This window comes from Schleiferilactobacillus harbinensis, assembly GCF_008694105.1.
GTDB classification, from domain to species: Bacteria; Bacillota; Bacilli; order Lactobacillales; family Lactobacillaceae; genus Schleiferilactobacillus; species Schleiferilactobacillus harbinensis.
In genome coordinates this window covers 2,061,211-2,087,018 of sequence record NZ_CP041364.1, presented here as the reverse complement: position 1 = coordinate 2,087,018, position 25,808 = coordinate 2,061,211, and the positions used below count along the sequence as shown (strand labels likewise).

The 25,808-nt window shown below is 52.2% G+C and carries 24 protein-coding genes and 2 pseudogenes; 20 read left to right on the top strand and 6 right to left on the bottom strand.

The genetic code is table 11. The features are described 5' to 3' along the window. On the bottom strand, positions 1-342 hold the full coding sequence (locus tag FMM01_RS10360) for a PadR family transcriptional regulator (protein WP_063516016.1): 342 nt from the start codon (positions 340-342) through the stop codon (positions 1-3). Positions 343-510: 168 nt separating this feature from the next. On the opposite strand from FMM01_RS10360, the gene FMM01_RS10355 reads away from it, so the two are divergent. Next, positions 511-996 (top strand): NUDIX hydrolase, encoded by a 486-nt coding sequence (locus FMM01_RS10355; RefSeq protein WP_150392467.1) that lies wholly within the window; start codon positions 511-513, stop codon positions 994-996. Between the two features lie 44 nt (positions 997-1,040). Here the strand turns inward: FMM01_RS10355 and FMM01_RS10350 are convergent, their stop codons facing one another. After that, positions 1,041-2,480, bottom strand: a complete 1,440-nt coding sequence (locus FMM01_RS10350; RefSeq protein WP_150392466.1) for a DUF4874 domain-containing protein — start codon at positions 2,478-2,480, stop codon at positions 1,041-1,043. A 190-nt stretch (positions 2,481-2,670) separates the two neighbouring features. On the opposite strand from FMM01_RS10350, the gene FMM01_RS10345 reads away from it, so the two are divergent. From FMM01_RS10345 to FMM01_RS10320, 6 genes are all read left to right on the top strand, one after another. Beyond that, positions 2,671-4,311, top strand: coding sequence for an extracellular solute-binding protein (locus FMM01_RS10345; RefSeq protein WP_146993962.1), 1,641 nt, complete (start codon positions 2,671-2,673; stop codon positions 4,309-4,311). Positions 4,312-4,383: 72 nt separating this feature from the next. Continuing rightward, the gene (locus FMM01_RS10340; protein WP_150392465.1) at positions 4,384-5,322 is read left to right on the top strand and encodes an ABC transporter permease; all 939 of its coding nucleotides are present in this window, start codon (positions 4,384-4,386) and stop codon (positions 5,320-5,322) included. 18 nt (positions 5,323-5,340) lie between these two features. After that, on the top strand, positions 5,341-6,228 hold the full coding sequence (locus tag FMM01_RS10335) for a carbohydrate ABC transporter permease (RefSeq protein ID WP_150392464.1): 888 nt from the start codon (positions 5,341-5,343) through the stop codon (positions 6,226-6,228). Between the two features lie 19 nt (positions 6,229-6,247). Continuing rightward, positions 6,248-6,958, top strand: coding sequence for a response regulator transcription factor (locus FMM01_RS10330; RefSeq protein WP_027828598.1), 711 nt, complete (start codon positions 6,248-6,250; stop codon positions 6,956-6,958). Next, positions 6,955-8,637 carry a sensor histidine kinase gene (locus FMM01_RS10325; protein ID WP_150392463.1) on the top strand — a complete coding sequence of 561 codons (1,683 nt, stop codon included), beginning with the start codon at positions 6,955-6,957 and terminating at the stop codon, positions 8,635-8,637. Before FMM01_RS10330 ends, FMM01_RS10325 begins: the two co-directional genes overlap by 4 nt. Then, complete coding sequence (locus FMM01_RS10320) at positions 8,597-9,244, top strand: YesL family protein (RefSeq protein ID WP_150392462.1); 648 nt, start codon at positions 8,597-8,599, stop codon at positions 9,242-9,244. The genes FMM01_RS10325 and FMM01_RS10320 overlap by 41 nt, the downstream gene beginning before the upstream one ends. A gap of 56 nt (positions 9,245-9,300) precedes the next feature. Here the strand turns inward: FMM01_RS10320 and FMM01_RS10315 are convergent, their stop codons facing one another. Further along, the gene (locus FMM01_RS10315) at positions 9,301-10,545 is read right to left on the bottom strand and encodes a glutamate-5-semialdehyde dehydrogenase (RefSeq protein ID WP_150392461.1); all 1,245 of its coding nucleotides are present in this window, start codon (positions 10,543-10,545) and stop codon (positions 9,301-9,303) included. Continuing rightward, complete coding sequence (gene proB / locus FMM01_RS10310) at positions 10,542-11,366, bottom strand: glutamate 5-kinase (RefSeq protein ID WP_150392460.1); 825 nt, start codon at positions 11,364-11,366, stop codon at positions 10,542-10,544. The genes FMM01_RS10315 and proB overlap by 4 nt, the downstream gene beginning before the upstream one ends. A 336-nt stretch (positions 11,367-11,702) precedes the next feature. Between proB and FMM01_RS10305 the strand changes: the two genes are divergently transcribed. Next, complete coding sequence (locus FMM01_RS10305) at positions 11,703-12,713, top strand: linear amide C-N hydrolase (protein WP_150392459.1); 1,011 nt, start codon at positions 11,703-11,705, stop codon at positions 12,711-12,713. Positions 12,714-12,764: 51 nt separating this feature from the next. On the opposite strand, the gene FMM01_RS10300 is transcribed toward FMM01_RS10305, so the two are convergent. Continuing rightward, positions 12,765-14,006, bottom strand: a complete 1,242-nt coding sequence (locus tag FMM01_RS10300) for an MFS transporter (protein WP_419554997.1) — start codon at positions 14,004-14,006, stop codon at positions 12,765-12,767. A 151-nt stretch (positions 14,007-14,157) separates the two neighbouring features. Between FMM01_RS10300 and FMM01_RS10295 the strand changes: the two genes are divergently transcribed. The 5 genes and pseudogenes from FMM01_RS10295 to FMM01_RS10275 all read left to right on the top strand — a co-directional run. Continuing rightward, positions 14,158-16,719 carry a sigma 54-interacting transcriptional regulator gene (locus tag FMM01_RS10295; RefSeq protein WP_150392457.1) on the top strand — a complete coding sequence of 854 codons (2,562 nt, stop codon included), beginning with the start codon at positions 14,158-14,160 and terminating at the stop codon, positions 16,717-16,719. Between the two features lie 126 nt (positions 16,720-16,845). Continuing rightward, the gene (locus FMM01_RS10290) at positions 16,846-17,271 is read left to right on the top strand and encodes a PTS sugar transporter subunit IIA (RefSeq protein ID WP_190973342.1); all 426 of its coding nucleotides are present in this window, start codon (positions 16,846-16,848) and stop codon (positions 17,269-17,271) included. Positions 17,272-17,290: 19 nt separating this feature from the next. After that, on the top strand, positions 17,291-17,782 hold the full coding sequence (locus FMM01_RS10285; protein WP_150392456.1) for a PTS sugar transporter subunit IIB: 492 nt from the start codon (positions 17,291-17,293) through the stop codon (positions 17,780-17,782). Between the two features lie 21 nt (positions 17,783-17,803). Continuing rightward, positions 17,804-18,640, top strand: coding sequence for a PTS mannose/fructose/sorbose/N-acetylgalactosamine transporter subunit IIC (locus FMM01_RS10280; protein ID WP_150392455.1), 837 nt, complete (start codon positions 17,804-17,806; stop codon positions 18,638-18,640). Continuing rightward, positions 18,637-18,879: pseudogene (locus tag FMM01_RS10275) on the top strand (PTS system mannose/fructose/sorbose family transporter subunit IID); the annotation flags it as partial. The gene FMM01_RS10280 and the pseudogene FMM01_RS10275, both read left to right, overlap by 4 nt. Before the next feature lie 188 nt (positions 18,880-19,067). Here the strand turns inward: FMM01_RS10275 and FMM01_RS10270 are convergent. Then, positions 19,068-20,513, bottom strand: a complete 1,446-nt coding sequence (locus FMM01_RS10270; RefSeq protein ID WP_150392454.1) for a DDE-type integrase/transposase/recombinase — start codon at positions 20,511-20,513, stop codon at positions 19,068-19,070. 144 nt (positions 20,514-20,657) lie between these two features. Between FMM01_RS10270 and FMM01_RS10265 the strand changes: the two are divergent. The 7 genes and pseudogenes from FMM01_RS10265 to FMM01_RS10235 form a co-directional block, all read left to right on the top strand. Beyond that, positions 20,658-21,254, top strand: a pseudogene (locus FMM01_RS10265) (PTS system mannose/fructose/sorbose family transporter subunit IID); the annotation flags it as partial. Next, entirely contained in the window at positions 21,255-21,959 is a 705-nt protein-coding gene (locus FMM01_RS10260; protein WP_150392453.1) for an MgtC/SapB family protein, read from the top strand. A gap of 16 nt (positions 21,960-21,975) precedes the next feature. Further along, a complete protein-coding gene (locus tag FMM01_RS10255) occupies positions 21,976-23,247 on the top strand; it encodes an RNA polymerase factor sigma-54 (protein ID WP_150392452.1) in 1,272 nt (423 codons plus the stop codon). Positions 23,248-23,421: 174 nt separating this feature from the next. Next, entirely contained in the window at positions 23,422-23,544 is a 123-nt protein-coding gene (locus tag FMM01_RS10250) for a putative holin-like toxin (protein ID WP_121499996.1), read from the top strand. A 342-nt stretch (positions 23,545-23,886) separates the two neighbouring features. Continuing rightward, positions 23,887-24,504, top strand: coding sequence for a class I SAM-dependent methyltransferase (locus FMM01_RS10245; RefSeq protein ID WP_063516010.1), 618 nt, complete (start codon positions 23,887-23,889; stop codon positions 24,502-24,504). Beyond that, entirely contained in the window at positions 24,504-25,265 is a 762-nt protein-coding gene (locus tag FMM01_RS10240; RefSeq protein ID WP_150392451.1) for a flavodoxin family protein, read from the top strand. The genes FMM01_RS10245 and FMM01_RS10240 overlap by 1 nt, the downstream gene beginning before the upstream one ends. Beyond that, positions 25,262-25,786 carry an AAA family ATPase gene (locus tag FMM01_RS10235; RefSeq protein ID WP_150392450.1) on the top strand — a complete coding sequence of 175 codons (525 nt, stop codon included), beginning with the start codon at positions 25,262-25,264 and terminating at the stop codon, positions 25,784-25,786. Before FMM01_RS10240 ends, FMM01_RS10235 begins: the two co-directional genes overlap by 4 nt. Positions 25,787-25,808: the final 22 nt, after the last annotated feature.

Below are 25,808 nucleotides of genomic sequence, written 5' to 3'. Positions count from 1 at the left end.
TCACTTGACTCCCTCCCTAGTACGATGCTTTTCGTTCTCTGGATACAGGATCTCATCCAGACTGACTTTGTACTGCTCCCAATCCTTTAAAATCTCAACCAATTTCATGCGTCCGGCGACAGTGATCCGGTAGTAGCGCCGGTTGCGGCCCTGGAAGGGCTTATCGTAGGTTTCCAGCAAACCAGCGGTAGTCAGGCGCCGCAGGACAGGATACATGGTGGAGACGGAAATCGATACCGACTCGGCGATTCGGTTGGTGATGATGTAGCCATACATGTCCTCACGCTTCAGTAAGGCCAGCACCATACCGTCGAGCAGCTCACTGCTCACTTGAATACTCACTGGGGCACCTCCTTTACTATTTCACGTCTTATGCTATATCCAATATAATATTACTTCAAGGGTAAAATGGGGTGTATCAGACTTTAGATGTAAGTTTGTCAGTGCGCCTCTTGCGATATACTGTCATTATTGGCTGAATACAGTATATAAGAAGCAGGCGCTGATGCAGTGCAGCAGTCAAAGAAAGCAGGCAACAAAGTGACGACATATGGTGCATTCGGTGTTATCCGTGATTCCGCTGGCAAGGTACTCCTCGTCCGCCGCCGGGATTATCCGCTTTGGGATTTGCCCGGCGGCACCCAGGAAGCGGGTGAGCTGCCGGAACTCGGCGTGCGGCGAGACATCAGAGAAGAAACCGGCCTGAATGGGACGATTGATCACCTGGTCGGAACGTATTTCCGATTATTGCACGACGATGTCCAATCCATTTTTGTGATCAACGTCAGCAGCGATCAACAGCCAATCGCTGCCGGTCCTGAGACGAAAGAATTGGCCTATTTTGCCCCGGATAATCTGCCCCAGAATTTGGTTGCCTTGCGGGCTGAACAGATTCAAGATGCGGTGGCAGGCAAAAAGGCCTTACATGTGATTGTGCAAGAGAATCGCTGGGTATACCGCGGAGAACGCATCCTCCGGTGGTTCAAACGGCGTTAATAAAAAAAACAGTCCAACACACGTCGGACTGGCGTCAATGTCAACTAATTATTTGGCAAGGCAAACCAATTCGTCCCATCGAACTGCTGGACAATATTTGCCAACCGGGCGCCGCGGCCATCCCGGGCAGCTAAGCGCACACCAACGCGGTGTGCTTTGGCGGTGACCGGTACCGGCACGACGGCCAGAACATCGGCCCCGGGCTGCACACTAGCTAACGGGACGGTGGCAGTCCCAATAATTTGATTATCAGCGGCCGCTGCATCAACGACAATCTCAGCCAGCCCCAGCGGTGCAGCAAACCCATAATTGTGCAAAGTCACCTTGATCGGACCAGCAAGCAGGTCGCGGTCATAGGTGATTTTTTGGACTTGAATGCGGTAGCCCAAGTGGTCCCGAATATAGTCATAGGCGGTGCGGGACAGCAGCTGACCGTGGGCATCGCGGAACCACTCCGGTTGGTAGGGCCAATGGCGGGCGTCAAGGTCAGCGGCGGTGAGCGCCTCTTGCCGCCAGGCCAGCATACTCGTTGTGGTGGGAATCCCGGGATAGTCTTTAACCCCTTGGTTGTGCAGTTCGTTGGCCAGCTCTTGGGCGGAGAACGAACCGCTTTCGGCCTCTAAATAATTATGGGCCAAGCTGAGGGATGTGAAGTGATTCCGCAGCAAGCGGTCAATGAACGGCCGGCTGGCGATGGTCGGTGTCTGGAGATAGATCGGATTAGCCCAGAACCAAATCATTTCGCCGTCCTGCAAGACGTAGGCGCTGTCCGCCAGGTAGCGCTGATATGCCGAGGAGGCTGGGTCGGTGCCGCCGATATTCCATTCGTGGGGGACACCGATGAGAAAGTCGTCGTGGTATCCCAGCCGGGCTTGGTCGGCAGTACTGAGGTACGGCGCGTTCTTGGTTTTCATGTCGTCCATCCGCAGCTGCACCTGCAGTTCTGCTGGGACACTGTGCAGGATCGCCTGTAAAATCGCCGTCTCGTTAGTCCGCTGGCGGGCATCGCCATGCCATTCACCCCAAGGGCCAATGAACCCCGCCTGAACGACATGAATGGTGTCGGCGTAATCGTGCCAAATCGTCGTCAGCTGGTCAATGTGGGTCAAGGTTTGGGCCAGGGTCGGTTCCTGCACCCGGGGATGGGCGTCGTCCCACACGTAGGCAAAGCGCAACAGAGCCTTGATATGGTGGTCCCGCAGCATTTGCAAGTAGGCCGTCATGCGGTCAAAGGCGGCCCGATCCAGCGGCTTATCCTTGTAGTCCGTTAAATAGAAATACACTTGGGCTAAACGAGGCTGGTCGGCGGTATGAAAGGCCAGCTCTTTTTCAAACGCCGCGTGGGCATCGGTATCCTGATAGTGATACATGCCTTTCCCCGTGGCAACGTTCAAGTAGACTTCCAATCGAAAGCCGCGGTCCGGGTTGGCTAAGAGAGTCGCTGTATCGCTGCCAGGCAGGGCGGCGGGGACGATGGTGAACATGGTTTCTTCCTTCTTTCTGGAATTCTGTACCTTGACTCTAGCAGAATTGGGCGGCGGCACAATGGCGATTGGTCAACATCTGTAATTTGTCCCACAAAACTGTATTTTCTCAGATATGAAGCGGTTACATTATATTCTACACTAAAGGTGATGGAGAAGCTGTCGGAAAAATCAAAGGAGAGGAATTACCGTGGGAATCAAAAAGATTGTGTTCGGCATGGGGGCAATCGCCGTGGCGGGCTTGCTCCTCGCCGCTTGCGGTGCGCAAAATAGTGCCGACACCAGCACAAAGGTGGATACTGCAGAACTGAAGCCTTACGGGAAGTACAAGGAACCTATTACATTTACCATTGGCAAGCAGCAACGGGACCGGTCATCGTTGTTCAAAGGTGATACGATCAACAATAACCCGGCGACCCGCTACTTGAAGCAGGAAACCAATATTTCGGTGAAGATTGCCTGGGAAGCCGCCGACTTCCCGCAGAAGGTGTCGCTGGTCATGTCCACGCAGGATCTGCCGGATGTGATGGGAGTGTATCAGGACCAATTTACTCAGTTGGCGAACAATGATTTGCTGGCCGACCTGACAGAAGTGTATAAGAAGGCTGCCTCACCTACAGTCAAGAAAAACATGTCGTCCTATTCCCAGAATATGATCAAGATTGCCAGCCGCGACGGCAAACTGTTGGGCATCCCGTCGCCCTATCCATACGGCGAAGAAAACATGCTCTGGATTCGCAAGGACTGGTTGGATAAGGTAGGCCTGCCGGTTCCGGAAACATTGGATGACGTCGAAAATGCCGCGAAGACATTCATTGCTAAAGATGTCAGCGGGACAGGCAAGACCATGGGGATTACGTTGACTCCGCAAATTTCTGGCCATGATGGGGCGCAGATGGATGGCGATCTGTGGTTCAACCAGTTCAACGCCTTCCCCTCCAGTATGATCAAAAAAGACGGCAAAGTGGTTTACGGCAGTATTCAACCGGAGACCAAACAGACGTTAACAATGCTGGCCCGCTGGTATAAAGAAGGGCTGATTGACAAAGAATTTGCCACCCGCACAGATGATGAAAAGAAGGCCTTATTAGCTAAACAGATGGGGATCTATGTTGCGCCATTCTGGGGATTAGATTTCACGAACTCATACGAAGCAGACAAGAATGCCAACTGGATCGCCATCCTCCCGGTATTGAAAAAGGGCGACAAGTTTATCTCGACCCACCCGGCGCCTGTTTTCCGCTATATCGTCGTGAAGAAAGGATATAAACATCCGGAAGCGGTGATGCGGGCCATCAACAATGTTGTGGACTTCAACGAGAGCCGCGGCTCGGCCAATGCATTCCGCCGGGCAGAAGCCAAGAAGGCCGGCCAGCCGGCAGTATCCCTCAGCTGGCTGCTGGATCCCATCGACGTGCAAATTACCAATGCGCATAGTACTGATTCGGTCACGATGGATAAAGCACTGAAGAATAATGATCCGTCTGGCCTGAAGGATTCGCAGATCAACTCCTATTCCTTGATCAAAGCATATATGGATCATAAGGACCGTAAAGGACTGGAGACCTATTTAGCCTCACAAGTAGGCGCTAAAACGGCGAACAGCAAGAATGTTACGTTCATTGATAAAGCCTTCTACGGCCAGACCAAGGCTATGACCCAAATGGGCCCGAACTTGCAGAAACTGGAAAACGAAGCCTTCATCAAGATCATCATGGGCCAAGCACCAATCAGTTCCTTTGATACGTACGTTAAACAATGGAAAGCCCAGGGCGGCGATACGATCGTTAAGGAAGTTCAAGACGCTGTCGACAAGGGTCAGGTGCAATAAGCAGTCAGACACATCAAGGAGGCTGGGGAGATTGTAACCAGCCTCTTTTCATTAGAGAGGAGCAGATCAATCATGGAACTGACAATGCACCGCAAAAAGAAGCTGACCAAGGCGCGGAAACCGGCTGCCCGCAAATTTGTGATGGCCTATCATTTGATGCTGCTGCCAGGCATTATTCTCCTGATATTATTCAACTTCTTACCCATGTTTGGAATCATCATGGCGTTTCAGGATTTCGTGCCAGCGCGCGGTTTTTTGCACTCCACTTGGGTGGGATTAGCCCATTTTCAATATATGTTCAGTTTGCCGGACAGCTTTCAGATTTTCAGAAACACCATCGTGATTGCTGGCGGAAAAATCATCTTTGGCACTCTGGTGCCCATCATTTTTGCCCTGCTGCTCAATGAAATTCGAGTGAAGTGGTTCAAACAAACGGTACAAACCATCGTGTATCTGCCGAACTTTCTTTCTTGGGTCGTTTTGGGGGCTGTGTTCACCATGATTCTGGCCAATGAAGGGATGGTCAATCAATTCCTAGGAATTTTCGGCATTCAGCCGATTTCGTTTCTGGCCAGCAATACCTGGTTCCAGCCAATCATGATCATTACCGATGTTTGGAAAGGCTATGGCTACGCCACCATCATCTATCTGGCGGCCATGACCAGCATCAATCCTGACTTATATGAATCAGCGGCGCTAGATGGGGCGAACCGGTGGCAGAACATGATTCATATTACGCTGCCAGCAATCATGCCAATGGTTATCCTGGTGGCGACGTTGAGCCTGGGGAACATCCTCAGTGCCGGCTTTGACCAAATCTATAACCTGTACAACCCCATTGTGTATCCCACCGGGGATATTATCGACACCTATGTATATCGCTTTGGCTTGCGCGGGGCGCAGTATTCCTTCGGGGCGGCGGTCGGGTTGCTCAAGTCGGTGATCAGCCTGGTGCTGATCGTGATTTCGTACAAACTGGCGAAGAAGTTTGCCCACTATACCCTGTTTTAGGAGAAAGGAGTGCACATTATGGTCCGTTCAAAATCATTAGGATCGCGACTGGTCACTATCCTGATTTATGCGTTGATGATCCTGGCCGCCTTTCTATCATTGGCCCCATTGGTTAATACAATCGCTATTTCGTTCAGTTCGGGGACAGCAGCTGCCTCGGGCAGTGTGAATTTCATTCCGGTGCAGTTTTCTTGGCAGTCGTATGCCAAGATCATCGCCGACCATGCTTTCTGGCAAGCATTCGGGGTGTCAGTCATGCGAGTGCTGGTGGGCGGCTCGCTGAGTCTGGTGCTCACCGTGCTGATGGCCTTCCCGCTATCCCGCTCCCAGGAACAATTTCCCGCCCGCAATATTTACATGTGTGTGCTGATCTTTGCCATGCTTTTCAGCGGCGGGATGATTCCTACGTATATGGTGGTCTATAAACTGGGGCTGATCAATTCGTTCTGGTCCCTGGTCTTGCCTGGTGCGGTGAATATCTGGAACGTCATTTTAATGATGAATTTCTTCAAAGGAATTCCCAATGCTTTAGAGGAAGCGGCAGTGATCGACGGGGCGTCGCCGTTGCAAATTCTGCTGAAGATTTATTTGCCCTTGGCGATTCCGTCACTGGCCACGATTACCTTATTCACTGTGGTGGGGTACTGGAATGACTTCTTCAGCGGCTTGATTTATATCAATGATCAGACGAAGATCCCGTTGCAGACGTATCTGCAGCAATTGAGCATTCAGGCCCAGAACCTGACAACGATGAGCAAAGAAGAGATAATGGCATTGGCCCGGGTGTCATCGCTTTCACTCAATTCGGCAAAGATTCTGGTCTCCATGATTCCCATTTTGCTCATCTATCCACTGATGCAGCGATTCTTGGTGAAGGGATTGGTGCTCGGTGCCGTGAAGGAATAACGCAAGGGGGAGGATATTGATGAAACACGTCTTGTTGGTCGATGATAATCAATTTGAACGGGATAATATTCGTCAACAGATTCAAGACCAGTTCCTGGATGTCGTGATCCATGAAGCGGATAACGGGCTGACGGCCCGGCGCTTCACTGATGCTCATCCCATTGATGTATTGGTGACTGACATTAAGATGCCGTTGATGGACGGGGTGGAGCTGATCAAGCAGATTCGATTTGTGAACAAACAGGTCAAAATCCTGGTGATCAGCGGATACGATGACTTTGCCTATGCCCGCGGTGTGCTGCCCTACGACGTCAGCGACTATCTGTTGAAGCCGGTGAACGGCGTGGAGCTGCGGGATGCACTCGGCAAGTTTTTGTCGCCGAAAGACGCCCCGGCGGCGGTATCGCCGCCGGTGGCCCAAGTCCTGCAACTGATCGAAGACGAGTATGCGACCAATCTGACTTTGGAGTACGTGGCCGATCAAGTACATCTGGTGCCCGCCTATCTGGGCTCATTGTTTAAGAAAGAAGTGGGTCACAGCTTTTCCCGCTACCTGAATCAGCTGCGTCTGCAAAAGGCAGCGGAATTACTCAGCCAGACCAACATTCGGGTCGTGAACGTGGCCGCCTTTGTCGGGATCAATGATCCGTCGTACTTTGGCAAGCTGTTCCGCCAAGAATACGGCGACACGCCGGCCAATTATCGGAAGAAACAGGGCCAAACGGTATGATTCGGCCGTGGCAGCGCTGGTCATTATGGGTCAAGATCTTCGTGTCCATGTTGGCCGTATCGGTGCCGGTGATTCTGTTGCTGGGGACGATTTCCTTTGTCCAAGGCCACGAAATGGATAAGGAAACCACCCAAACGTACCTGAAGAACGAAGTGGACAGCAGTCTGGAGATCATGAAGGGCAAGGCAACCACGGCAGAGGGTATTATCAATGCATTGTCGTTCAACAACGCGATTGGCAACACGTTCGAGAGCCAGGCGACGCAGCGGGACATTTATGCCGCGTATCTGAACTTTCGAGATTACGTTGATCCAACTCAGAAAGTGTTGATGACTCTGAATCCGGATTTGCAGCGGATCGATTATTACACGGATTCCCAGGTCGCAGGAATGCGGGAAAATGTCCATAGTTTGCAGGATAAGACGAATCCGCCCTTTGTGGCCAAACTGGGTTATTCTGAGAATCCCCAGTGGTTCGCCGATAGCGATCATGTCTACGCGATTCGGGCTTTTCCCATTTCGATCACCCCGGAGACCCATACACTGGTGATGCTGACGTATGACCGGCCGACGTTCTTTGCGCCGTTGGTAAAGAAAAATGCCATGCTGATCTTCACGGTGACCAACGCGGCGGGGCAGACAATTTTTACCGACAAACGGTGGAACAGTCGGCAATTCACCGCTGGCGGCCCAGCGATCCGCATTGGCACCACGGGCTGGCAATTGCGGATGCAGTATGATGGGGCGCTGGATCGGGATAACCGGATCGTTTCTTGGACGATTATCGGCGTGATCATCAGTCTGGCGTTGATCATGCTGCTGACGCGGTATTTCACCAACATGATCAGTGCTAATTTTCGCCGGTTGAAGGGTAACATTCAGCAAGTGATTGCCGATCCAGCCCAGAATGTTTCTTTCACCACGAATGAACAGGATGAATTCGGTCAGTTAAGCAATTCGGTGGGCGCAATGGTGGACCAGTTGAAGGCGCTGAATGACCAGGCAATGCAGTCGGAAATTGAGAAGCAGAGCAGCAAGTATGATGCGTTGGTCAATCAAATCAACTCGCATTTCTTGTACAATACGCTCTCGATGATCGATTGGCAGGCGCGGCAATCAGGCAATCCCGTGATCAGCATGGCGGTGCGCGAATTATCGACATTCTACCGGACGACGCTGAATCACGGCCACAGCGGGACGTTGTTGAAGAATGAAATTGACAACATTAAGGCCTATATTACGCTGCAGCTGGTCCTGCACGATACATTTCAGGTTTCTTACGACATTGATCCCCGCCTGTTGCGGGCGAAGGCCATCAACCTGATGATTCAGCCCATCGTCGAAAATGCCATTGAGCACGGTCTGCATGAAGAAAAGGCAGACGCAGAGATTTTTATCTCTGTCCGCCAGGAAGCAGATCAATTGTGGGTCCAGGTGACCGATAACGGGGTCGGCATCGCGCCGGCACAGCTGCCGCTCTTGCTGAGCCGGGAGGCGGCGGGGTATGGGCTGCGCAATGTGGATCAGCGGATCAAGTTCTATTTTGGTCCGGCATATGGCCTGACCATTGATAGTCAATTGGGTGTGGGCACGAGTGTCACGATCAAACTGCCATTATTGATTGAGGAGGACAAAACCAATGGATCTGCTGGACATGAGTCGATTGATGCGCCTCATTGAGCGCTTGGGGAATGTGGTCATCAGCAGCGGACTGCTGCTGATGACCAATCTGCCGTTGGCCTTTTCGCTGGCCTTTATTCCCATTCAACGGAATAATGTGCTGATTTTAATCGGCTTGAGCGTAACGCTGGGGCCGTCTTTGACCGCGCTGAATTATGCGTATTTCCATGAGGATACGCTGGTCCGTCATTTCTTTAAGGGGTATCGCGACAACTGGCGGCAGGCGTGGGCAGTGTCCAGTGGGCTCACCGGCCTGCTCCTGCTGTTCACTTACGATAGCTTGTTTGTCTTAGCCAATCCGCAATTTCAATTTTTCCTGATCCCATTGGTGTTTGTACTGGCATTCCTCGTGCTCTTAGGATTTTACACGGCCCTGCTGTTGGCGCGCTATACGGGGTCGATTCGAAATCAGGTGCGCAATGCAGCTATTTTGACTGGCCGCCATGGTTTTCGCAATATTGGGCTGCTGGTCTTTGCCAGCAGCGTCTTCCTTGTGACCAAGGCGACGAATATGCCGCTGCTGCAATTATTGCTTGCGGGCGTGATTGCCATTGGCAGTTTCTATTGGCTCCGGGGGACGCTGGCGCGGGTGATTAGTAAACCATAGAATGAAAAAAAGACATTTTTCTCGGGTTTTCCGGTGAAAAATGTCTTTTTTATGTTTCATGCCCGCACTTGGCCGTCCCCGCGAATTTCGTATTTGATCGTGGTCAGCTGGGCCAAGCCCATCGGCCCGCGGGCGTGCAATTTCTGGGTGCTGATGCCGATCTCGGCGCCGAAGCCGAATTCAAAGCCGTCGGTGAACCGGGTCGAAGCGTTCACGTAAACGCAGGCGGCGTCGATTCGTTGCAGGAAGCGTTGACTGGCGGTGTAATCATTGGTGATGATGGCTTCCGAATGTTTCGTATTGTGGGCGTTGATGTGGGCGATGGCTGCATCCAGAGAATCGACCACTTTCACCGCCATGATCAAGTCGTTGTACTCGGTATCCCAATCGGCTGCAGTGGCCGGGATCATGTCCGGCACGATCGCTCGGGCCCGCGCGTCGCCCCGGAGTTCGACCCCATGGGCGCGCAAGGCGGCGGCTAATACCGGCAGATAATCAGCGGCCGCGTCCTGGTGGATCAAGAGCTTCTCGGCGGCATTGCAGACGGAAGGGCGCTGGACCTTGGCATTGACGACGATATTTTCTGCCATTTGCAAGTCGGCCCCTTGATCCACATAAATGTGGCAGTTGCCAGCACCAGTCTCGATGACCGGGACGGTCGCATTTTTGACCACCGTCTGAATCAAACCGGCGCCGCCCCGGGGAATCAGGACGTCCACGTACCCGTTTAAGCGCATCAGTGCTTGGGCGGTCGCGTGACTGGTATCCGTGATCAGTTGAATGGCGGCCACCGGCAAGCTGTGATCGGCTAACACGTTTTGCAAGACCCTCGCCAAGGCCATGTTACTGCGCAGAGCTTCTTTGCCGCCGCGCAGGATCACGGCATTGCCGCTTTTGAACGTGAGACCGGCGGCATCCACGGTCACGTTCGGCCGGGCTTCAAAAATGATGCCCACGACTCCCAGCGGGACGCGCTGCTGGACGATGTGCAGCCCCGCGTCCGTCGTCCAGCCCTTGTCCGCTTGGGCAGTGGGATCCGGCAGTCCGGCGACCTGGCGCAGGCCAGTGGCCATATCTTGGATACGAGCATCAGTGAGCCGCAGGCGATCAACGAACTTGGCCGGCAGATCCGCGGCATTGACCAGATCGTCAGCATTGGCCGTTAAAATTGCTTGGCGATGGGCCACCAGCGCATCCGCCATCGCGTTCAGGACGGTATTCTTTTGGGCCGCTGGCAAAACAGCTAATTCAGCGGCGGCATTTTGGGCGGCTTGGCCCATTTCTTCTAACGTGGTGATCATGACTGTTCAACCTCTGCTTTCTGCACAAACCAGGTGCCGACATTTTCGCCGGCGATAATATGGGAAATAATGCGCGGATCAGCGCCGCTGGCCAGAACCATTTGGGCGCCAGCCTGCATCATGCGGCCAGCCGCCTTCAGCTTTGTCACCATGCCGCCAGTCCCTAAGCGGCTGCCGCTGCCGGCGGCACCAGCCAGGATGTCTTCCGACAGGTGATGCACCGTGGTCAGCCGCTGAGCATCGGCGTGGCGGCGGGGATCCTGGTCATAGAGCCCATCAATGTCCGACAGCACGATCAGCAGGTCCGCCCCGATCTGGGTGGCCACCAACGCCGACAGCTGATCATTGTCGCCAAAGGTCGTCCGGTGGTCCAATTCATCCACAGCCACAGAGTCGTTTTCATTGATCACCGGAATGATTTGGTGGGCCAACAGGGCATCGATCGTGTCCATGACGTGGGTCCGGCTGACCGGATAATCGAAGACATCGTGGGTCAGCAGCAATTGGCCAATTTGTGCGTCATAATCATTGAACCGTTGGCTATAGAGCCGCATCAGCTCGCACTGCCCGACCGCGGCCAGCGCCTGCTGTTCCGCAATACTGCTGGGCCGTTCCGTGAGGTGCTGCTGGGTCAGGCCGACCCCAATCGCCCCGGAAGTCACCAGCACCATGTCGCAGCCTTGATGATTCAACGCCGCCAGGGTGAAGGCCAGGCGGTCGATCGTCTGCAGCTTGATCTGGCCTGTGGCGGCGTCGATCAGACTGCTCGTGCCGATTTTGACGACGATGCGCCGGCAAGTCAGCTGTCTCTTTTCTGTCATTTCTATATTCCTCCCAAAAATAAACAAAAATCCGCTTCGTTCGAGGCACCCATTTCTGGGCGGTACCATCCTCGTTCAAAGCGGATTTCTTTGCTCTTTTGCGTTTGCTATGACCAGCGATCACTGGATGTGACACCATCGGTTCGGATTCGTGCACGCCGCCGGCGTCTCAGTGATGGCCGGCTTCCTGTAGGGCACTTCGTTTGCACCGATTGAATAACCGTAGCTTAGCCGGAACGGAGTAAAATGTCAACTTTCTATATGTTCCTGAGGATTGACTATTGGTTGCAGAAATCGCATCATAGGGGCAAATACATAACTTGGGGGTAATAGAACATGTGTACATCAATGCAGATCAGAGCCATCGAGGGTGACGTCTTTTGGGGCCGGACGATGGACTTTGCGGATACGTTCTTCCATCAGAATGATCCCAAAGGCGGCATCAACTTCCCTGGGAAAATCACCAGCTTTCCCCGCGGTGTGAAAGTGCCCAGCCAGACCCCGGATTGGACGACGCAATATGCTGCCAGTGGTGTTGGGGTTGCCGGCACGGCCGGCTTGTTTGACGGAGTTAATGAACATGGCCTGGCCGGTGACATGCAGGTGCTGGTCGAGGCCACCACGGCATCGCCGGAGTCCTTGAGTCAACGCGGCTTGAAGGGTGTCTTTGCCACAGAATATGTGGCTTACATTTTGACTACCTGTAAGACGGTGGCGGATGTCCGCGCCGCAGCGGCGAAGACGGGCATTCTGGCAGATGACGCGGCCAAGGGGATTCCGCTGCACTATGCCTTTGTGGATGAAACTGGGGCCGGCGTGGTGTTGGAACCGACTGATCATGGGGCATTCAAGGTTTACGACAACATTGGTGCGATGACCAACAGCCCGGAGTATGACTACCATACGACCAACCTGCGCAATTACGTTTCTCTGGACGCCATCAACCGCGGTCAGGGGACTAAGCTGGGTGATTACCAGGTCCAACCCATTGAATTCGGGACGGGTTACGGCATGTTTGGTTTGCCGGGGGATTATACATCGCCTTCCCGCTTTGTCCGGGCCATGGTTGTTTCCCATAACCTCCCGCCATTTCACCGGGCTGACGGTATTCAGCAGCTCTATAACTGCTTCAAGACAGTAATGGTACCGGAAGGCTTGGGCCGCGATGCGGATAATGAAAATCGGACCGATTCCACCCAATATTGGGCAGGCTTCGACCTGGCTAAACGGACCATGACGGTGCAGGATTCCCACTACATGACGCCGACGGTCAAGACGGTGGATCCGGACATCACCGAGATCACCTACCAAGATTTGAATAAAGACTATGTGGCGCACGTTCTGTAAACCTGTTTAAGACAAAGGTCCATCGCTGAGAATCTGGCGATGGGCCTTTATTCATGTATTCAACCATTGTTTGACAGTCCGTTGATGACCAAGCAGCACCGGCACGGCTAAGACCAGCGCCAGCAAACCGCAGGCGGGGAAGCCCCACAGGCCGCCGGCCACGTCCATTAACTCACCGGAATAGAGACTGCCGATGGGGGTGGACCCCTGATTCAGCAGCACATATACACTCATAATTCGTCCGCGCAATTCATTTGGAATGGAGAATTGGAAGGCCGCATTGGACTGATTCAAAAAGACCATGTTGCAGAAACCAATGACCACCATAAAAATCATCGCCAGCCAGTATACGCGGACGAAAATCATCAATGATTGGACCAGCGCCGTGCCCAGAGCGACCATTAAATATAGGTCGCGCCGCAGGCCAAAGCGGGATAGGTAGCTCATTAAGAAGGCGGCGATGAGTGAGCCGATTCCAGTGGCTGACAGCAGGTTAGCATAACCCTGGGCACCGCGGCCCAGCACTTCTTGGGCGTAAATCGGAATAATGACGTTGTTGTTGAAGTTTAGCGTGCAGATGATCATCATCAGTTCGGCACTCAGCTTGACATTGTCGTGGTGGACAACGTAAGCCAGGCCTTCTTTGACATCGGCAATAATATGCCGCGGCGTGTGGCTGGCCACAGGGTGTTCTTGATGGATCATCAAGAGACCAATGATGATCGCGATGTAGCTCAACGTGTCGATGAGAAAACACGGCGCTACGCCTAGCGCGACCATCAGAATACCGGCCAATGATGGGCCGGCAATCTTCGCCAGGTTGAAAATGGATGAATTGAGCGAAATACCGTTCATCAAGTCCTTTTTGCCGACCAACTCAATGACATAAGACTGCCGTGTGGGCGTATCGAAGCTTTGCAGAATGCCGTAGCCCAGGGCAATAAGCAAGATCTGCCAGTATTGCACGATCTTCAAGTAGGTAATGGTGGTCATGATTGCCCCCAGGACCAAAAAGCCAGCCTGGGTGATCAACAGAATACGCCGCTTCGGATACCGGTCAATTAACGTCCCCGCCACTAGAGTGAGGGCCATGATCGGGACAAACTGGGCGGCGGCCAACAGGCCCACCAAAAAGGCGGACTTGGTCATTTGGTAAACCAGCCAAGTCTGCGTCGTGCGCTGGATCCAGGTGCCCATAACGGAAATACATTGGCCAATCCAGAAGCGGCGGAAGTTTTTGGAACGAAGGGAAGAAAAAGTGTCACTGAATACGTGCCAATTCACTGCAGTCATCGCCTTGTCTGTGTTATATAACTTCTTATGGTTGGCCTTTTTATGGCTGATGTCAACGCAAATTATGGATACCGCTTTCTCAAACACTGATTATTCTGTATACTAGCAAAGAGTGTTTAATAGTGTGCAAAAAGAGCGAGGAGCGACAACGATGAGTGCAGAAGACCGGGTATTGACCTTGATCCGCGATCAAGGTGGCCCGCAGACGACCCAAATGGTAGCAGCGCAACTCCATTTGTCCCGATCGGTGACGAGTCACTATCTGAACCGATTAGCAGACCAAGGCTTGCTGGTTAAGAACGACGAACGGCCAGTCCAATGGCGCTTGGCGACAAACGAAACGGCAGAGCAGCAAACTGACGGGTTTCGCCAATTTGTTGGCGCGACCGGCAGCTTACGTGACATTATTGACCAATGTACCGCTGCCGTCCATTATCCGCCCAATGGCTTAAATATCTTGATTACAGGAGATTCAGGCGTCGGCAAGAGCTTTTTAGCCCAACAGATTTACGAGTATGCGCGGGCAAACAAAGTGATCGAAGCGGATGCGCCATATATCGTACTTAATTGTGCTGACTATGCGAACAACCCGGAATTATTATCTAGTATTTTGTTTGGCTATGTGCGGGGCGCGTACACCGGCGCGGAAACAGATCATGACGGACTACTGGCCCAAGCCGATGGCGGTTATCTATTTCTCGATGAAGTTCATCGATTATCGAGTGAAAGCCAAGAGAAGCTGTTCACCTTCATGGATACTAGCCGCTTCTTTCGTATGGGCGAAAACCAGCAGTCTCGGCACGCCACCGTTCGCTTGATCTTTGCCACGACTGAGGACCCGGAACAGGTTATGCTGGGTACATTCCGCCGCCGGATTGCGGTTACGGTACACTTGCCCAATTTTTCGGCCCGGCCGGTGGATGAACGGTTAACTCTATTGACTGCTTTATTTCACCAAGAAGCGAAGGTGCTGCAACGGCCCGTGGTCGTCACCGGCGCAGTACTGAGTATTCTGGTCCACTGCCGGCATCAAGGCAATATCGGTTATTTGAAGAATTGGATTCGCCGGGGGTGTGCGTCCGGCTTCAAGGATCAAGCCAAACAGCCGGTGATCCGCTTAACGGCGCATGATTTTGGGTTAACTGGGCAAAATACCCTGGATAACTGGACTGATATCACTATTGAACCCACGGCTGCCGTTCAGCAGCAGACAACGGACACATTGGACCAAGCGTGGCAGCGCTTCACGACGGCCATCGCAGAAATGAAGGCCCCAGCCGATTGGGAGTACCAATCGTTAATGACTCAGTTACAAACCATGGTGCCGAGTGTCCCCGCCTGGGAGGCAGCCCACCCCTTGCATGGTCCCCATGCGTATTGGTTTCATTCAATTTTGCAACAGCAGTTTGGCCTGGCCGTGGACGCCACTTTGGAATCATTACTCTTTGCGCTTTATCGCCGACGGATGGTGCTGCCCGCTGCACAACGAGCGGACTGGGGTGCGGCCATCCGGCATCATTATCCCCGGGCGGCCCATGTCGCCGCGGCTTTTTATCAGCACCTTGAGGCATTGACCCCAGCGAGTCAGGAGAGCTTGCAAGCCTGTCTGACGCTGCTGCTGCATGACTATGTGGATGAGACCATTCAGCTGAAGGGGATGATGATCGCCCATGGCGAAAGAACCGCGACCAGCATTCAGGCGGTCGTCAATCAATTGTGCGGTACCTACGTGTTTGATGCCATCGATATGCCGATCAACACGGGGGTGGCTGCAGTGATTGAGAAGGCCCAGCGCTCCATCGATGCGCTGGATACCAGCGAAGGATTCATTCTTTTAGTGGATATGGGTTCGTTAAGCCAGCTCTATACTGCATTGCGGCCGCATCTGGATGGTGATCTGATGGTGGTGAATAACTTAACCACTGTGACGGCGCTAGATCTGGCATTGAAGATGAAGCAGCATTTGCCGTTTAAAGAAATCGCCGAAGCGGCGGAACAGTATACGATTGAAACCCAGTATTATACGGGCTTTTCACAATCGCCTAATATTCTGATTTCTTGTATTTCTGGCTTAGGTATTTCTGAAAAAATTAGTGAAATCATGAAGCAATACGTCCCAGCACCAATTAAAGTCTTGCCAGTGGATTATGCGCAGATGAAACGCAAACTGGCGGATGCCGAGCAGGCCAACTACTTTGATCAAACACTCTTTGTGTTGACCACTAATGATTTGCCGGCTAATAGCTCAGTGCCGTTTCTAAACATCTATGATTTGCTGGAACAAGAAGGGACGAAGCAATTTACCGATTGGCTGCGGCCATACGTTGAACCGGGCCGGTTGCAACAGCTCAACGAAGAACTATTGCGATTCTTTTCCATTGAAGGAGTGAGTGAGCGGCTCAGTTTCCTTAATCCGGATATTGTGATTAAGGAAGTTGAAGGTGTCATTACCAAGTACGAGGCGGCTTATCACATGACGCTGGATGGAAAAGTAAAGCTCAATCTGTACATGCACGTGGCACTGATGCTGGAACGGCTATTAGTCCGCCGCAACGTCGCGGTACCGGCGGTGCATCCGAGCCCCGCAGAAGCGGAATTTATTCAGTTGTCCCGGGGTATCTTCCGACCGTTGGAATTGAAATACAATATTCGGGTGGATGATTACGAGCTTTCCCTGATGTTTGAAGTGTATAAGCCTTATATGACTGTCTGAATCAGACCGAAAAGAGTGTGTAAAATTCTGCACACTCTATTTTTTTGCCGTTATGACGGGTGTTTCACCCACTTGGAACTAAAGTTGCTATTAAACGGGTGAAGGAATAATAAAGGAGGTCCCAGCGTGACAGAGAAAAAAATATTGGTGGCCAGTCATGGGCACCTGGCCAGCGGATTACAGAGCTCAATTCAGATTCTCACCGGGATGGGCGATCACCTGCAAGTGATCGACGCCTACGTTGATGATTCGGACTACACCCAGCAGATCAGCCAATTTGTGGCGGCGGTCAGGGATCAGCCAGCTATTATTTTCACCGATTTGCAGGGCGGCAGTGTGAATCAGAAGGTAGTCCTGGCAGTAGCCGGGCATTCCAATATCATGGTTGTAACGCAAATGAATTTAGCCATTATTTTGGCAGTGTTATTGGATAACGAACCGCTCACAGCCGCTCATTTGGATGAGCTGATCAATCAGAGTCAGGTCTTGCGGCTCGTTGTTGCTCCGCCGGAGGATGACGCTAAGGGAAACGAAAACAGCTTTTTCGGTTAATACGAGGAGGAAAAATAAGATGATCGCACAATTACGCGTTGATGATCGATTGATTCATGGTCAGGTAGCTTTGGTTTGGACAAAAGAATTGAACACACCCGGCATTGTGGTGGCCAATGACAATGCCGCCAGCAACAGCATGGTTCAGATGACGTTGAAGATGGCCACTCCCACCGGTAAGAAACTGCTGATTCGCTCAGTGGATGATGCCATTGAAGTATTTAACAATCCCAAGGGTAAAAATATGCGCATGTTTGCTCTGGTGAACAGTGTGACGGATGCACTGAAAATTGCCCAACACGTCCCAGATATTGACGGAATCAACGTCGCTAACGTCGGGCGTTTCGCAGAAGGAGACGGCGACCGAACGCAGTTGAGCAGCACATTGATGCTGACGGCACCGGAGTTGGCAGCCCTCAAAGAATTGGTCAAATTGGATGTTCCGGTATTTCAACAGGTGGTGCCAAGCAACAGTAAAACGCCCATCGCCAATCTGCTGAAGAACGCATAACGAAATGAGGAGGAAACAGATATGTTAGGTACTGCAATATTAGCCGCATTGTGCGTCTTTATCTGCTTCGGCGGCAACTGGCTGTGGGGTCAGACAATGATCGAACGGCCGCTTGTTGTGGGGCTGGTCGCCGGTCTGGTATTCGGCGATGTGCGCACCGGGGTCATGATGGGTGCTTCCCTGGAAGCTATTTTTATGGGTGCTGTCGATATTGGCGGCGCATTATCTGCTGAGCCGGATACAGCCACAGTATTGGCCACAACCTTTGCCATCACTTTGAATGTGGATGAAAAGGCTGCCTTAGCGCTGGCCGTACCCATCGGGGTATTCGCGGCATTTATTTCTATGTTCATGAAGAATGTCGTAATGAATATCTTTGCACCGCTGGTCGATAAGGTAGCTGAAAAAGATAATCCTCGGCAACTGACTTGGCTGCATTTTGGCATGTGGTTTGTGAACTACTTTATCTTTTCACTGGTGACTTTTATCTCCGTATTGGCTGGCGCGAAGCCGGTGCAGCAGATGGTTTCGGCGATCCCCAAGAACTTGATGGCCGGACTTTCGGCCACCGGCGGACTGTTACCCGCGGTCGGGTTTGCCATCTTGATGCGGATGCTTTGGAGTAAACAGTTATCCCCGTATTACTTCTTAGGCTTTATTTTAACTGCCTATATGAAACTGCCCAGCGTCGCCGTCGCAGCCGTCGGAATCATTATCGTGGCGCTGCAATGGATGCGGGATAAGCAGCTGCTGGACATTGAAAATGCCCAGAAAAAGGCGCCAACCGCTGCTGCGGTAACTAATGGGCAAGACGGTGCGTCAGCGAACGAACAAGAAGAGGAGGACTTTTTCTCATGAAAATGACCAAAAACGTAACCCCGGAAGACCGGAAAATGCTGAATTCTATTTTCTGGCGGTCCTTCACCGTTTTCGCCAGTCGGGCAGGGGCCACGAAGGCCCATGCACCGGGCTTTATGTACTCCGTGATGCCCGCTTTGAATCGATATTACAAGGATGATCCGGAAGGCCATAAAGAAGCCATGCAACGGCACACCACCTGGTACAATATTACCCAGAACGTGGGCACATTCGTAATGGTAACGTCAAAACCGCCATGGAAAAGTGAAGTTCAAAGTCAAAACCGTGGTTCAGGAGGTGGGCGGCAGAGATCAGTTTAATCAAAGAATGATTTTCCTTATTCAAACGATATTGATGCACTGATATCGGCGCTAGAATGTTTCTAACGCACACAAATAGAGCGCCTGAGATTTTCTTCGTCAGGTGATCAAGCAGCGACAGGCAGCTGTTCCTGAGCGAGTGCGATTAGTGCAAGCCACTTATCAAACATCCGCTCGTGGGCCAGCACTGCATCGATTGGCACAGGGACGTGATAGTTCAGCGCCTCGTGCGGCCGCAAGAAGTTGTAACACGCTGAGAACAGTGTTGTGTAGCTGGCTGAGCCTTTGGCTGAGCCGAAGCCGGTCGTTGAGCGGTAGTGGCCCTTATATTCGCGATTCAGACGTTCAATGATCTGTTTCAAGTAGCGAAACTCGGTAGAGACTTCGTCTTTGTTCTTCAGACCGATGACTTGTTTGATGTCGAAGTTGATGCCATGTTTGGCAAAGTAAATTCGGGCTACCTGATAGATGGGGTTCGCATCGACGATGAAGCGCAGCTTCTCGGGGATCACATCAAACTTCTGCAGTACCTGGTTGATCGCGATGGCCGCTGATTCGCTAGTGCGATGCGGTGTGACGTAATCGGCCAGAATCAGCTTGTTCAGGGCATCGTAGAAGTAAAAGATGTAGTTCCACTTGCCCTTCACGCGGATGTAGGTTTCGTCGCCAACCAGTTCCTCAGACAGCTTGTACGGATAGTTCGCCCAGAAAGGACGAACGACGGCGGCCACCGCTTCTTCATAGTTATGAATCGTCTGGTGCGAGATCTTGATACCGTGCACGTCGTACATCAGGGCCGCGGTCTTCCTGGCCGACATGCCGTAATTGATGTGGTAGGTCAAGACCAGACCCAATACTTGCGGTGTGGCGCGGATCCGGCCCAGGTCAACAGTTGTTTGAATTGGCGAGTCGGCGTCGACACTCTTCAGCTCAAAACGAAAATCCCGGTACGTATAGCGGACTTTAAACCGGGTTGGTTCGGCACTGAACGCGGCCAGTTGTTTGGGTGATAACTGAGCTACCTTGCCTTGGCGATACGAGCAATTGTCGTTTGGGCAGACCCAAACATCGAAGTTCACGCGCTTGTTATGCAGGTACAGTGCGTGTGTGCAATACGGACAGCGCAGTGATACGTCCTTCTTGTAGTCGCCGTCGCGTCGTTGAAACTTGAAGTGACAGACCTTGCACTCTAACTGACCGCCTTTGCCGTTGTTGGCGTAAAGGTAGTCGCTCGGTGCGTCGCACCGCGCACACCGAAGTGCTTGAAAATCAATCGGTTTGCGTCGACGCACAGCCTTGATGGGTTTGCCGGTATCCGTCAGGTGTTGGGCTAAAAGCTCTTGATAGTCCAGTTTCTCGGGCTGAATGTCTGCGGCCAGCAGGGGCACTGCTTCGTCTACTTCAAACTGGTTGAACCGTTTGTAGATTGGCTTGTCTGGCTGGGGCATGCGCGAGTTACTGATGAACTGGAACAGCCATAACGCCAACAAAATAATTAAACGGCGTTGGTACTTGATTATCTCAATTAAATACTGTATCAATAGTGTATGCACTCGGATTCCTCTTTTCGGAATTTCTTAGTTGTAGTTGTGTACACCTAGGATACCAGAACAAGAGAAAAATCCGGGTGTTTTTCTTTTGCCTGAAGGCAAGAAAAGCACCCGGAAAGCAGAAAGAAAGGTACGTCTTTTGACAGTACCTTCGTAATGGGGCTGGTGGCGTCCATGGAAAAGAAGAATGCCAGTGATCCGAACTTCGATGAAGAGTCTATTGTCGCCTTGAAGACCTCTTTGATGGGTCCTTTATCTGGAATCGGCGATTCCATCTTTTGGGGTGTCTTGCGGGTTATCGCTGCGGGAATCGGGATCAGCTTAGCGGCACAAGGTTCCGTGCTGGGGCCTATCCTATTCTTGCTGATTTACAACATCCCATCCATTCTGACCCGATATTACCTGACTTACATGGGCTTTACCCTGGGCGACACTTTTATTACTGATATGTATGAAAGCGGCAGTATGCAACTATTGAATAAAGCCGCTTCGACTTTGGGTTTGATGATGATTGGCTGTATGACTGCCAGCATGGTGAAGTTTCAAAGTGTGCTCTCTATTCCGATCAAAGGGGCCAAGCCGATTTTGATTCAAAGTTACTTGGATCAGTTATGGCAAGGCTTAGTACCGTTGGCGGTGACGCTGGGATGTTACTGGTTGTTGAGTAAAAAGGTGAACGTGAATTGGATCCTCCTGGGTGTCCTGGTGCTGGCCATCGCATTAGGGTTGCTGGGTGTTGTTTAAATTTTGTTTCGGCTAACCATTGATGAAGTGATTCTGCGCCTATTCCTGGCCGTCGCAGTTTCTGGTCTGATCGGCTACGATCGGGAACACAAAAATCGGCCAGCGGGCCTGCGCACCCATATTTTAGTTTGTGTGGGGGCGTGTATCATTGCCATGGTGCAGAAAGAGATTGGTTTCAATGCACTGAATATTGCCCGGGCGTATCCCAAGATGGCCGGGGTCGTTCGGGCCGATGATGCCCGCCTGATTGCGCAAGTTGTGAGCGGCATCGGTTTTCTCGGTGCTGGAACAATTATTGTCCAACACCGGGCAGTACGGGGATTAACCACCGCTGCCAGTCTGTGGGCAATGGCTTGCCTGGGTCTGGCCGTGGGCATGGGCAATTATGTCGTGGCAATTGCCGGAACATTGGTGGTGTTTGGGGTGTTAGCCTTTTTGCAAAAGATCATTCGGGTCCACGCCTACAAGCGGATCGAGATTCAGTATAAGCATAAGCTGGAGACCAAAGAGTTCATCCAAAATTACTTTGATGCCCACCATATCACGGTCACTGATGTGAACTTCAACGTGACTCAAACGGAAGATGTGGCGATTTACACCAATATCTATGAGATTGAGATTCCCAAGGAGTTGAATTATGCTGGGATTATCGAAGAAATCTCAATGAACAAAAACATTATGCACATTCAGACTGTGAGTGTGTGAGAAAGGGGAGAGTCGCATGGCCCAACGCTTGAGAACGGCCCAAAAGCCGCAGCAAAAGCTGACCACGCGGCTCTTTTTGTCGCCAGCGATGCATCAGAGTATTGAAATCCTGCAATTTACTGGGGTACAACTAGATGCCTATCTGCAGCGCATGGCGGCAGAAAATCCATTTCTGCGCGTGCTGGTGCCGCGGGCAGATACCGTTGCGGATGTTTCAGCAGCAGCGCCGACGCTGCCGACACTCACTGACTTTCTGACCGCGCAAGTCCGCCTGCTGAGTATTCCCACAGTAGAAAAGAAAGCTGTCCGGGGATTGATTGCCGAACTGGACGCCAACGGTTACTTGCCGACGGACTTGCCGGCGGTTAATGCAATCGCTTTGGGCATTTTGCAAAGCTTGGAACCCGCTGGAGTTGGGGCGCGCAATCTCACGGAGTGCTTGTTGTTACAAGCTCAGCGGCAAAAGCATTTCTTTCCGTTGGCGGTGACCTTGCTGAGTGCCGGTGAGTTGACTCGGTTGGCGGACGCCAGTACGTGGGCCGCGCTGGCCAGGGACTATGGCGGCGACGCGACGGGTTTAAGCCAGGCGTTGGCCGCGATTCGAACGCTGGATCCGGCGCCAGGCAAACAGTACGCACCGCCGCAGCCAATCCAGTATATCGTGCCAGATTTAATATTGGACCATACAGGCGGCACGGTTCAATTGCTTCCGAATACCAAGCAGCAAAGCCGGTTGCGGTTTGCCCGAAAGGAGTATGACCGTTTGACACACCGGGCGGGCGATGCGGCCGCACAGCAGTACCTGCGTACCCAGCGGCAACAGTTTATGACGCTGCGCAATGCGCTGGACCGCCGGGAAGGCACCTTAGCTGCACTGGGGTCATTGGTGGCAGAGAAGCAGCGGACCTTCTTGCAAGGAAACGGGCAAATGACCCCTTTGACGCAACGGGCAGCGGCACGTTCCCTGCAGTTGCACCCCACTACCATCGGCCGGGCAATCCAGGGTAAATATGTGCAGACCGATCAGCGGATTTATCCGTTGGGTGAATTCTTTCCTCGGGCAGTGGGAACCAACCAGATCACGGCCGAAGCGGTCATTCGACGGATTCAAGATTTAGTGGCCGCGGAAGATCCCAGTGATCCATTATCAGATGCGTTATTGAATGATCAATTGGCCCGGGCGGGCATCGCCATGTCGCGGCGAGCAGTGACCAAATATCGGCGGATGGTGGGCATTCCGACGAGCTATGTGCGCTGGCGGGAATGGCAGAAGAAAGAGGGGGGATGAGGGTGTGAAAGAGCGCCAAGAAAAGTTCCACTTCCCTTGGCGCTCTAGTCGTTCAGCCGGCATCATGGTACAATCGTTGAAGCAGAATAGTTAAAGACGGTTGGCAAATCCGGATCGTTAAGAGGGTGGGGCCTATGGGCGATTATCAAACTCTGAACGAAAGGAGGTGCCGGGTTGTCTGTCACCGATGTGCTGACGATCATGCTCGCATTTGGCAGTTTCGTACTGTTACTTGTCGACTTGATGCTGAAGCTCATCATTTTCTACGACGACAATCAAAAAAACGACCGTCACTAGACTATTGGCGTGGTCTAACGGTCGTTCTACGATTGTTATGAAGTAAAAAGCCAGCCGTCTTAAACGGTTCTGCGGGGAGTCACTTGGGCCAGTGGCTCCTTTGCTGTCTATATTATACAAGATTAGCCCGTTCATTTGCAAAGCTTTCGCCCGATTACTGCGCTTCCTATCAGTTTTGAGTTTATACAATTCCGTCAATTAGCAGAATCATCCCACGTTCAAACACGGTCTGAACGATAAACCGTGTTTGAACGTGAGATTTGTTTGAACACTCACTGAAAATCTCACCGGTATTCCGCCCACACACGCGGTATGATGGTACAAAGAAAGGCGGGCGCACATATGGAAATCACGTACCAAGGAAAAACACTCAGTTTTACCAGCAATCAGGAGGTCTTTTCTCCCCACGGTCTGGATAAGGGCACAGAGGCGATGCTGGATCAGGCGGAGGTGCATGCCGATGACAGTATTCTGGATCTCGGGTGCGGCTTTGGCTTCGTCGGAATCTATTACGCAGCGACCCTGCCCCAAGCGCAGGTGACGATGGTGGATATTGACCCCAACGCTGTGCAGCTGGCACAAGCCAATGCGCAGAAAAATCATGTGACGCCCACAATCAAGCAGAGCGACGGGCTCACTGCGATTGCAGATGCTCATTTCGACGTGATCTTGTCGAATCCGCCGTATCATGAGAACTTTTCCGTGCCTAAGCATTTCATCGAAGACGGCTATCAGCAGTTAAATCCCAATGGCCGTTTCTACATGGTCACAAAGCGCCGACCATGGTATGAAAACAAGATTCGGACCGTCTTTGGCGGGGTGAAAGTCAGCGAAGCCAATGGCTATTTCGTTTTCTATGCCCAGAAACGGGTCGGCGAAACTCGGGGGCATACTCATGAGAAGAAACACACCTTATCAAAGAAGCTGCAGCGCAAGCTTGATCGGGCAGGAAAACACTGATGCAGGTATTGGGAATTTACGGCGGTCAAGACGCCAACGGGCTGACTGCGACAGTGGTGAAAGAAATTTTGAGCGCAGTTGAAGCTCCGGCCACCACGGAGTTTATTGATCTCAATACATTTGATTTGCAGCCAGAAAGTCCGCACCGGCCCAACCCGGATTTAGATCAATTGGCAGCGAAATTGCAGGCCGCCGACGTTTGGGTATTCGGCGCCCCGACCTATTACAGCACGATTCCCGGGCAACTGAAGCAATTCTTTGATGTCATGCGCCACCGCTGGACGCGGATGACGAAAGCTGGAGACAGCTTACCCAATGGAGTTTTTCAAAATAAGCATTATGTATCAGTGACCAGTTGTTTTGCGCCGACGGGGGATAATCTGTTCACCGGCCAAACTGATCTGACGCTGCGGGCAATTGATGGGGCGATGACGCTGGCCGGGGTGCACAAGATCACTGAGCTGGTTTGTCCCAACACCTGGCGACAGCGCACGCCCACGGCAAAGAAGCTGGCTCGGGCGCAGGTAATTGGGCGGCAGCTGAGTCACTATCAGCGAAAGGACGATGAAACTTTGAAACGCTATGTTTTACTCTTCTGCATGATTGCCGTGATGGCTCTAGCAACCATGGGTATTCAACAACTCTGGCCGGCACTGACCAACGGGTTTTGGCTGCGCTACGTGAGTTTTGTAGTCATTTTCTTTGTACTGTTGGCGATCATTCTGCATGTGATGACATTCATGCGGCATAAACGCGCATGAAGATCATGCTCATTGGCAATGCCGGTACCGGGAAATCCACCTTGGCCCGCTGGTTGGCGGCGCAAACGGGCTATCCGGTGATGTATCTGGATCAGTTCTGGCATACCACGGATTATTCAGCAGAAGCGAAACAATGGTTTATCCAGCAGCAGAAGAATTTCTGTGCAGCCCACGACAACTGGATCATTGACGGCAACTACAGTGGTTCGGTGGCGGTCCGCTTGGCTGAAGCGGATTTGGTCATTTGGCTGCAAGTCAGTCGCGTGCGATCCATCATCCGGGTCATTCGCCGGTCTTTGCGCTACCGCCGGGATAAAAATAGCCGCCCAGATATGGCGGCGGCGTTCACGGAACACTTTGACAAGGACTATTGGGACTTTCTGCTTTTCATTTGGCACTATGACGGCGGTAAGCTGAGAAAGGCGTTGGCAGCACAACAACCGGCACCGCAAGTCATCGTGTTGCACGGCACGCGGGCTAAGGAAAAGTTTATGGCGGATTTCAAGCGGCGGCTTGGCTGAAAAGCCCTACTTCCCTTGCGGC

Excerpts from the sequence above, each read along its gene's own strand:
- FMM01_RS10300 (WP_419554997.1), bottom strand. The coding sequence starts at position 14,006 with ATGACTGCAGTGAATTGGCACGTATTCAGTGACACTTTTTCTTCCCTT.
- proB (WP_150392460.1), bottom strand. The coding sequence starts at position 11,366 with ATGACAGAAAAGAGACAGCTGACTTGCCGGCGCATCGTCGTCAAAATC.
- FMM01_RS10285 (WP_150392456.1), top strand. The coding sequence starts at position 17,291 with ATGATCGCACAATTACGCGTTGATGATCGATTGATTCATGGTCAGGTA.
- FMM01_RS10340 (WP_150392465.1), top strand. The coding sequence starts at position 4,384 with ATGGAACTGACAATGCACCGCAAAAAGAAGCTGACCAAGGCGCGGAAA.
- FMM01_RS10330 (WP_027828598.1), top strand. The coding sequence starts at position 6,248 with ATGAAACACGTCTTGTTGGTCGATGATAATCAATTTGAACGGGATAAT.
- FMM01_RS10320 (WP_150392462.1), top strand. The coding sequence starts at position 8,597 with ATGGATCTGCTGGACATGAGTCGATTGATGCGCCTCATTGAGCGCTTG.
- FMM01_RS10295 (WP_150392457.1), top strand. The coding sequence starts at position 14,158 with ATGAGTGCAGAAGACCGGGTATTGACCTTGATCCGCGATCAAGGTGGC.
- FMM01_RS10245 (WP_063516010.1), top strand. The coding sequence starts at position 23,887 with ATGGAAATCACGTACCAAGGAAAAACACTCAGTTTTACCAGCAATCAG.
- FMM01_RS10315 (WP_150392461.1), bottom strand. The coding sequence starts at position 10,545 with ATGATCACCACGTTAGAAGAAATGGGCCAAGCCGCCCAAAATGCCGCC.
- FMM01_RS10235 (WP_150392450.1), top strand. The coding sequence starts at position 25,262 with ATGAAGATCATGCTCATTGGCAATGCCGGTACCGGGAAATCCACCTTG.
- FMM01_RS10335 (WP_150392464.1), top strand. The coding sequence starts at position 5,341 with ATGGTCCGTTCAAAATCATTAGGATCGCGACTGGTCACTATCCTGATT.
- FMM01_RS10280 (WP_150392455.1), top strand. The coding sequence starts at position 17,804 with ATGTTAGGTACTGCAATATTAGCCGCATTGTGCGTCTTTATCTGCTTC.
- FMM01_RS10240 (WP_150392451.1), top strand. The coding sequence starts at position 24,504 with ATGCAGGTATTGGGAATTTACGGCGGTCAAGACGCCAACGGGCTGACT.
- FMM01_RS10350 (WP_150392466.1), bottom strand. The coding sequence starts at position 2,480 with ATGTTCACCATCGTCCCCGCCGCCCTGCCTGGCAGCGATACAGCGACT.
- FMM01_RS10305 (WP_150392459.1), top strand. The coding sequence starts at position 11,703 with ATGTGTACATCAATGCAGATCAGAGCCATCGAGGGTGACGTCTTTTGG.
- FMM01_RS10325 (WP_150392463.1), top strand. The coding sequence starts at position 6,955 with ATGATTCGGCCGTGGCAGCGCTGGTCATTATGGGTCAAGATCTTCGTG.
- FMM01_RS10255 (WP_150392452.1), top strand. The coding sequence starts at position 21,976 with ATGGCCCAACGCTTGAGAACGGCCCAAAAGCCGCAGCAAAAGCTGACC.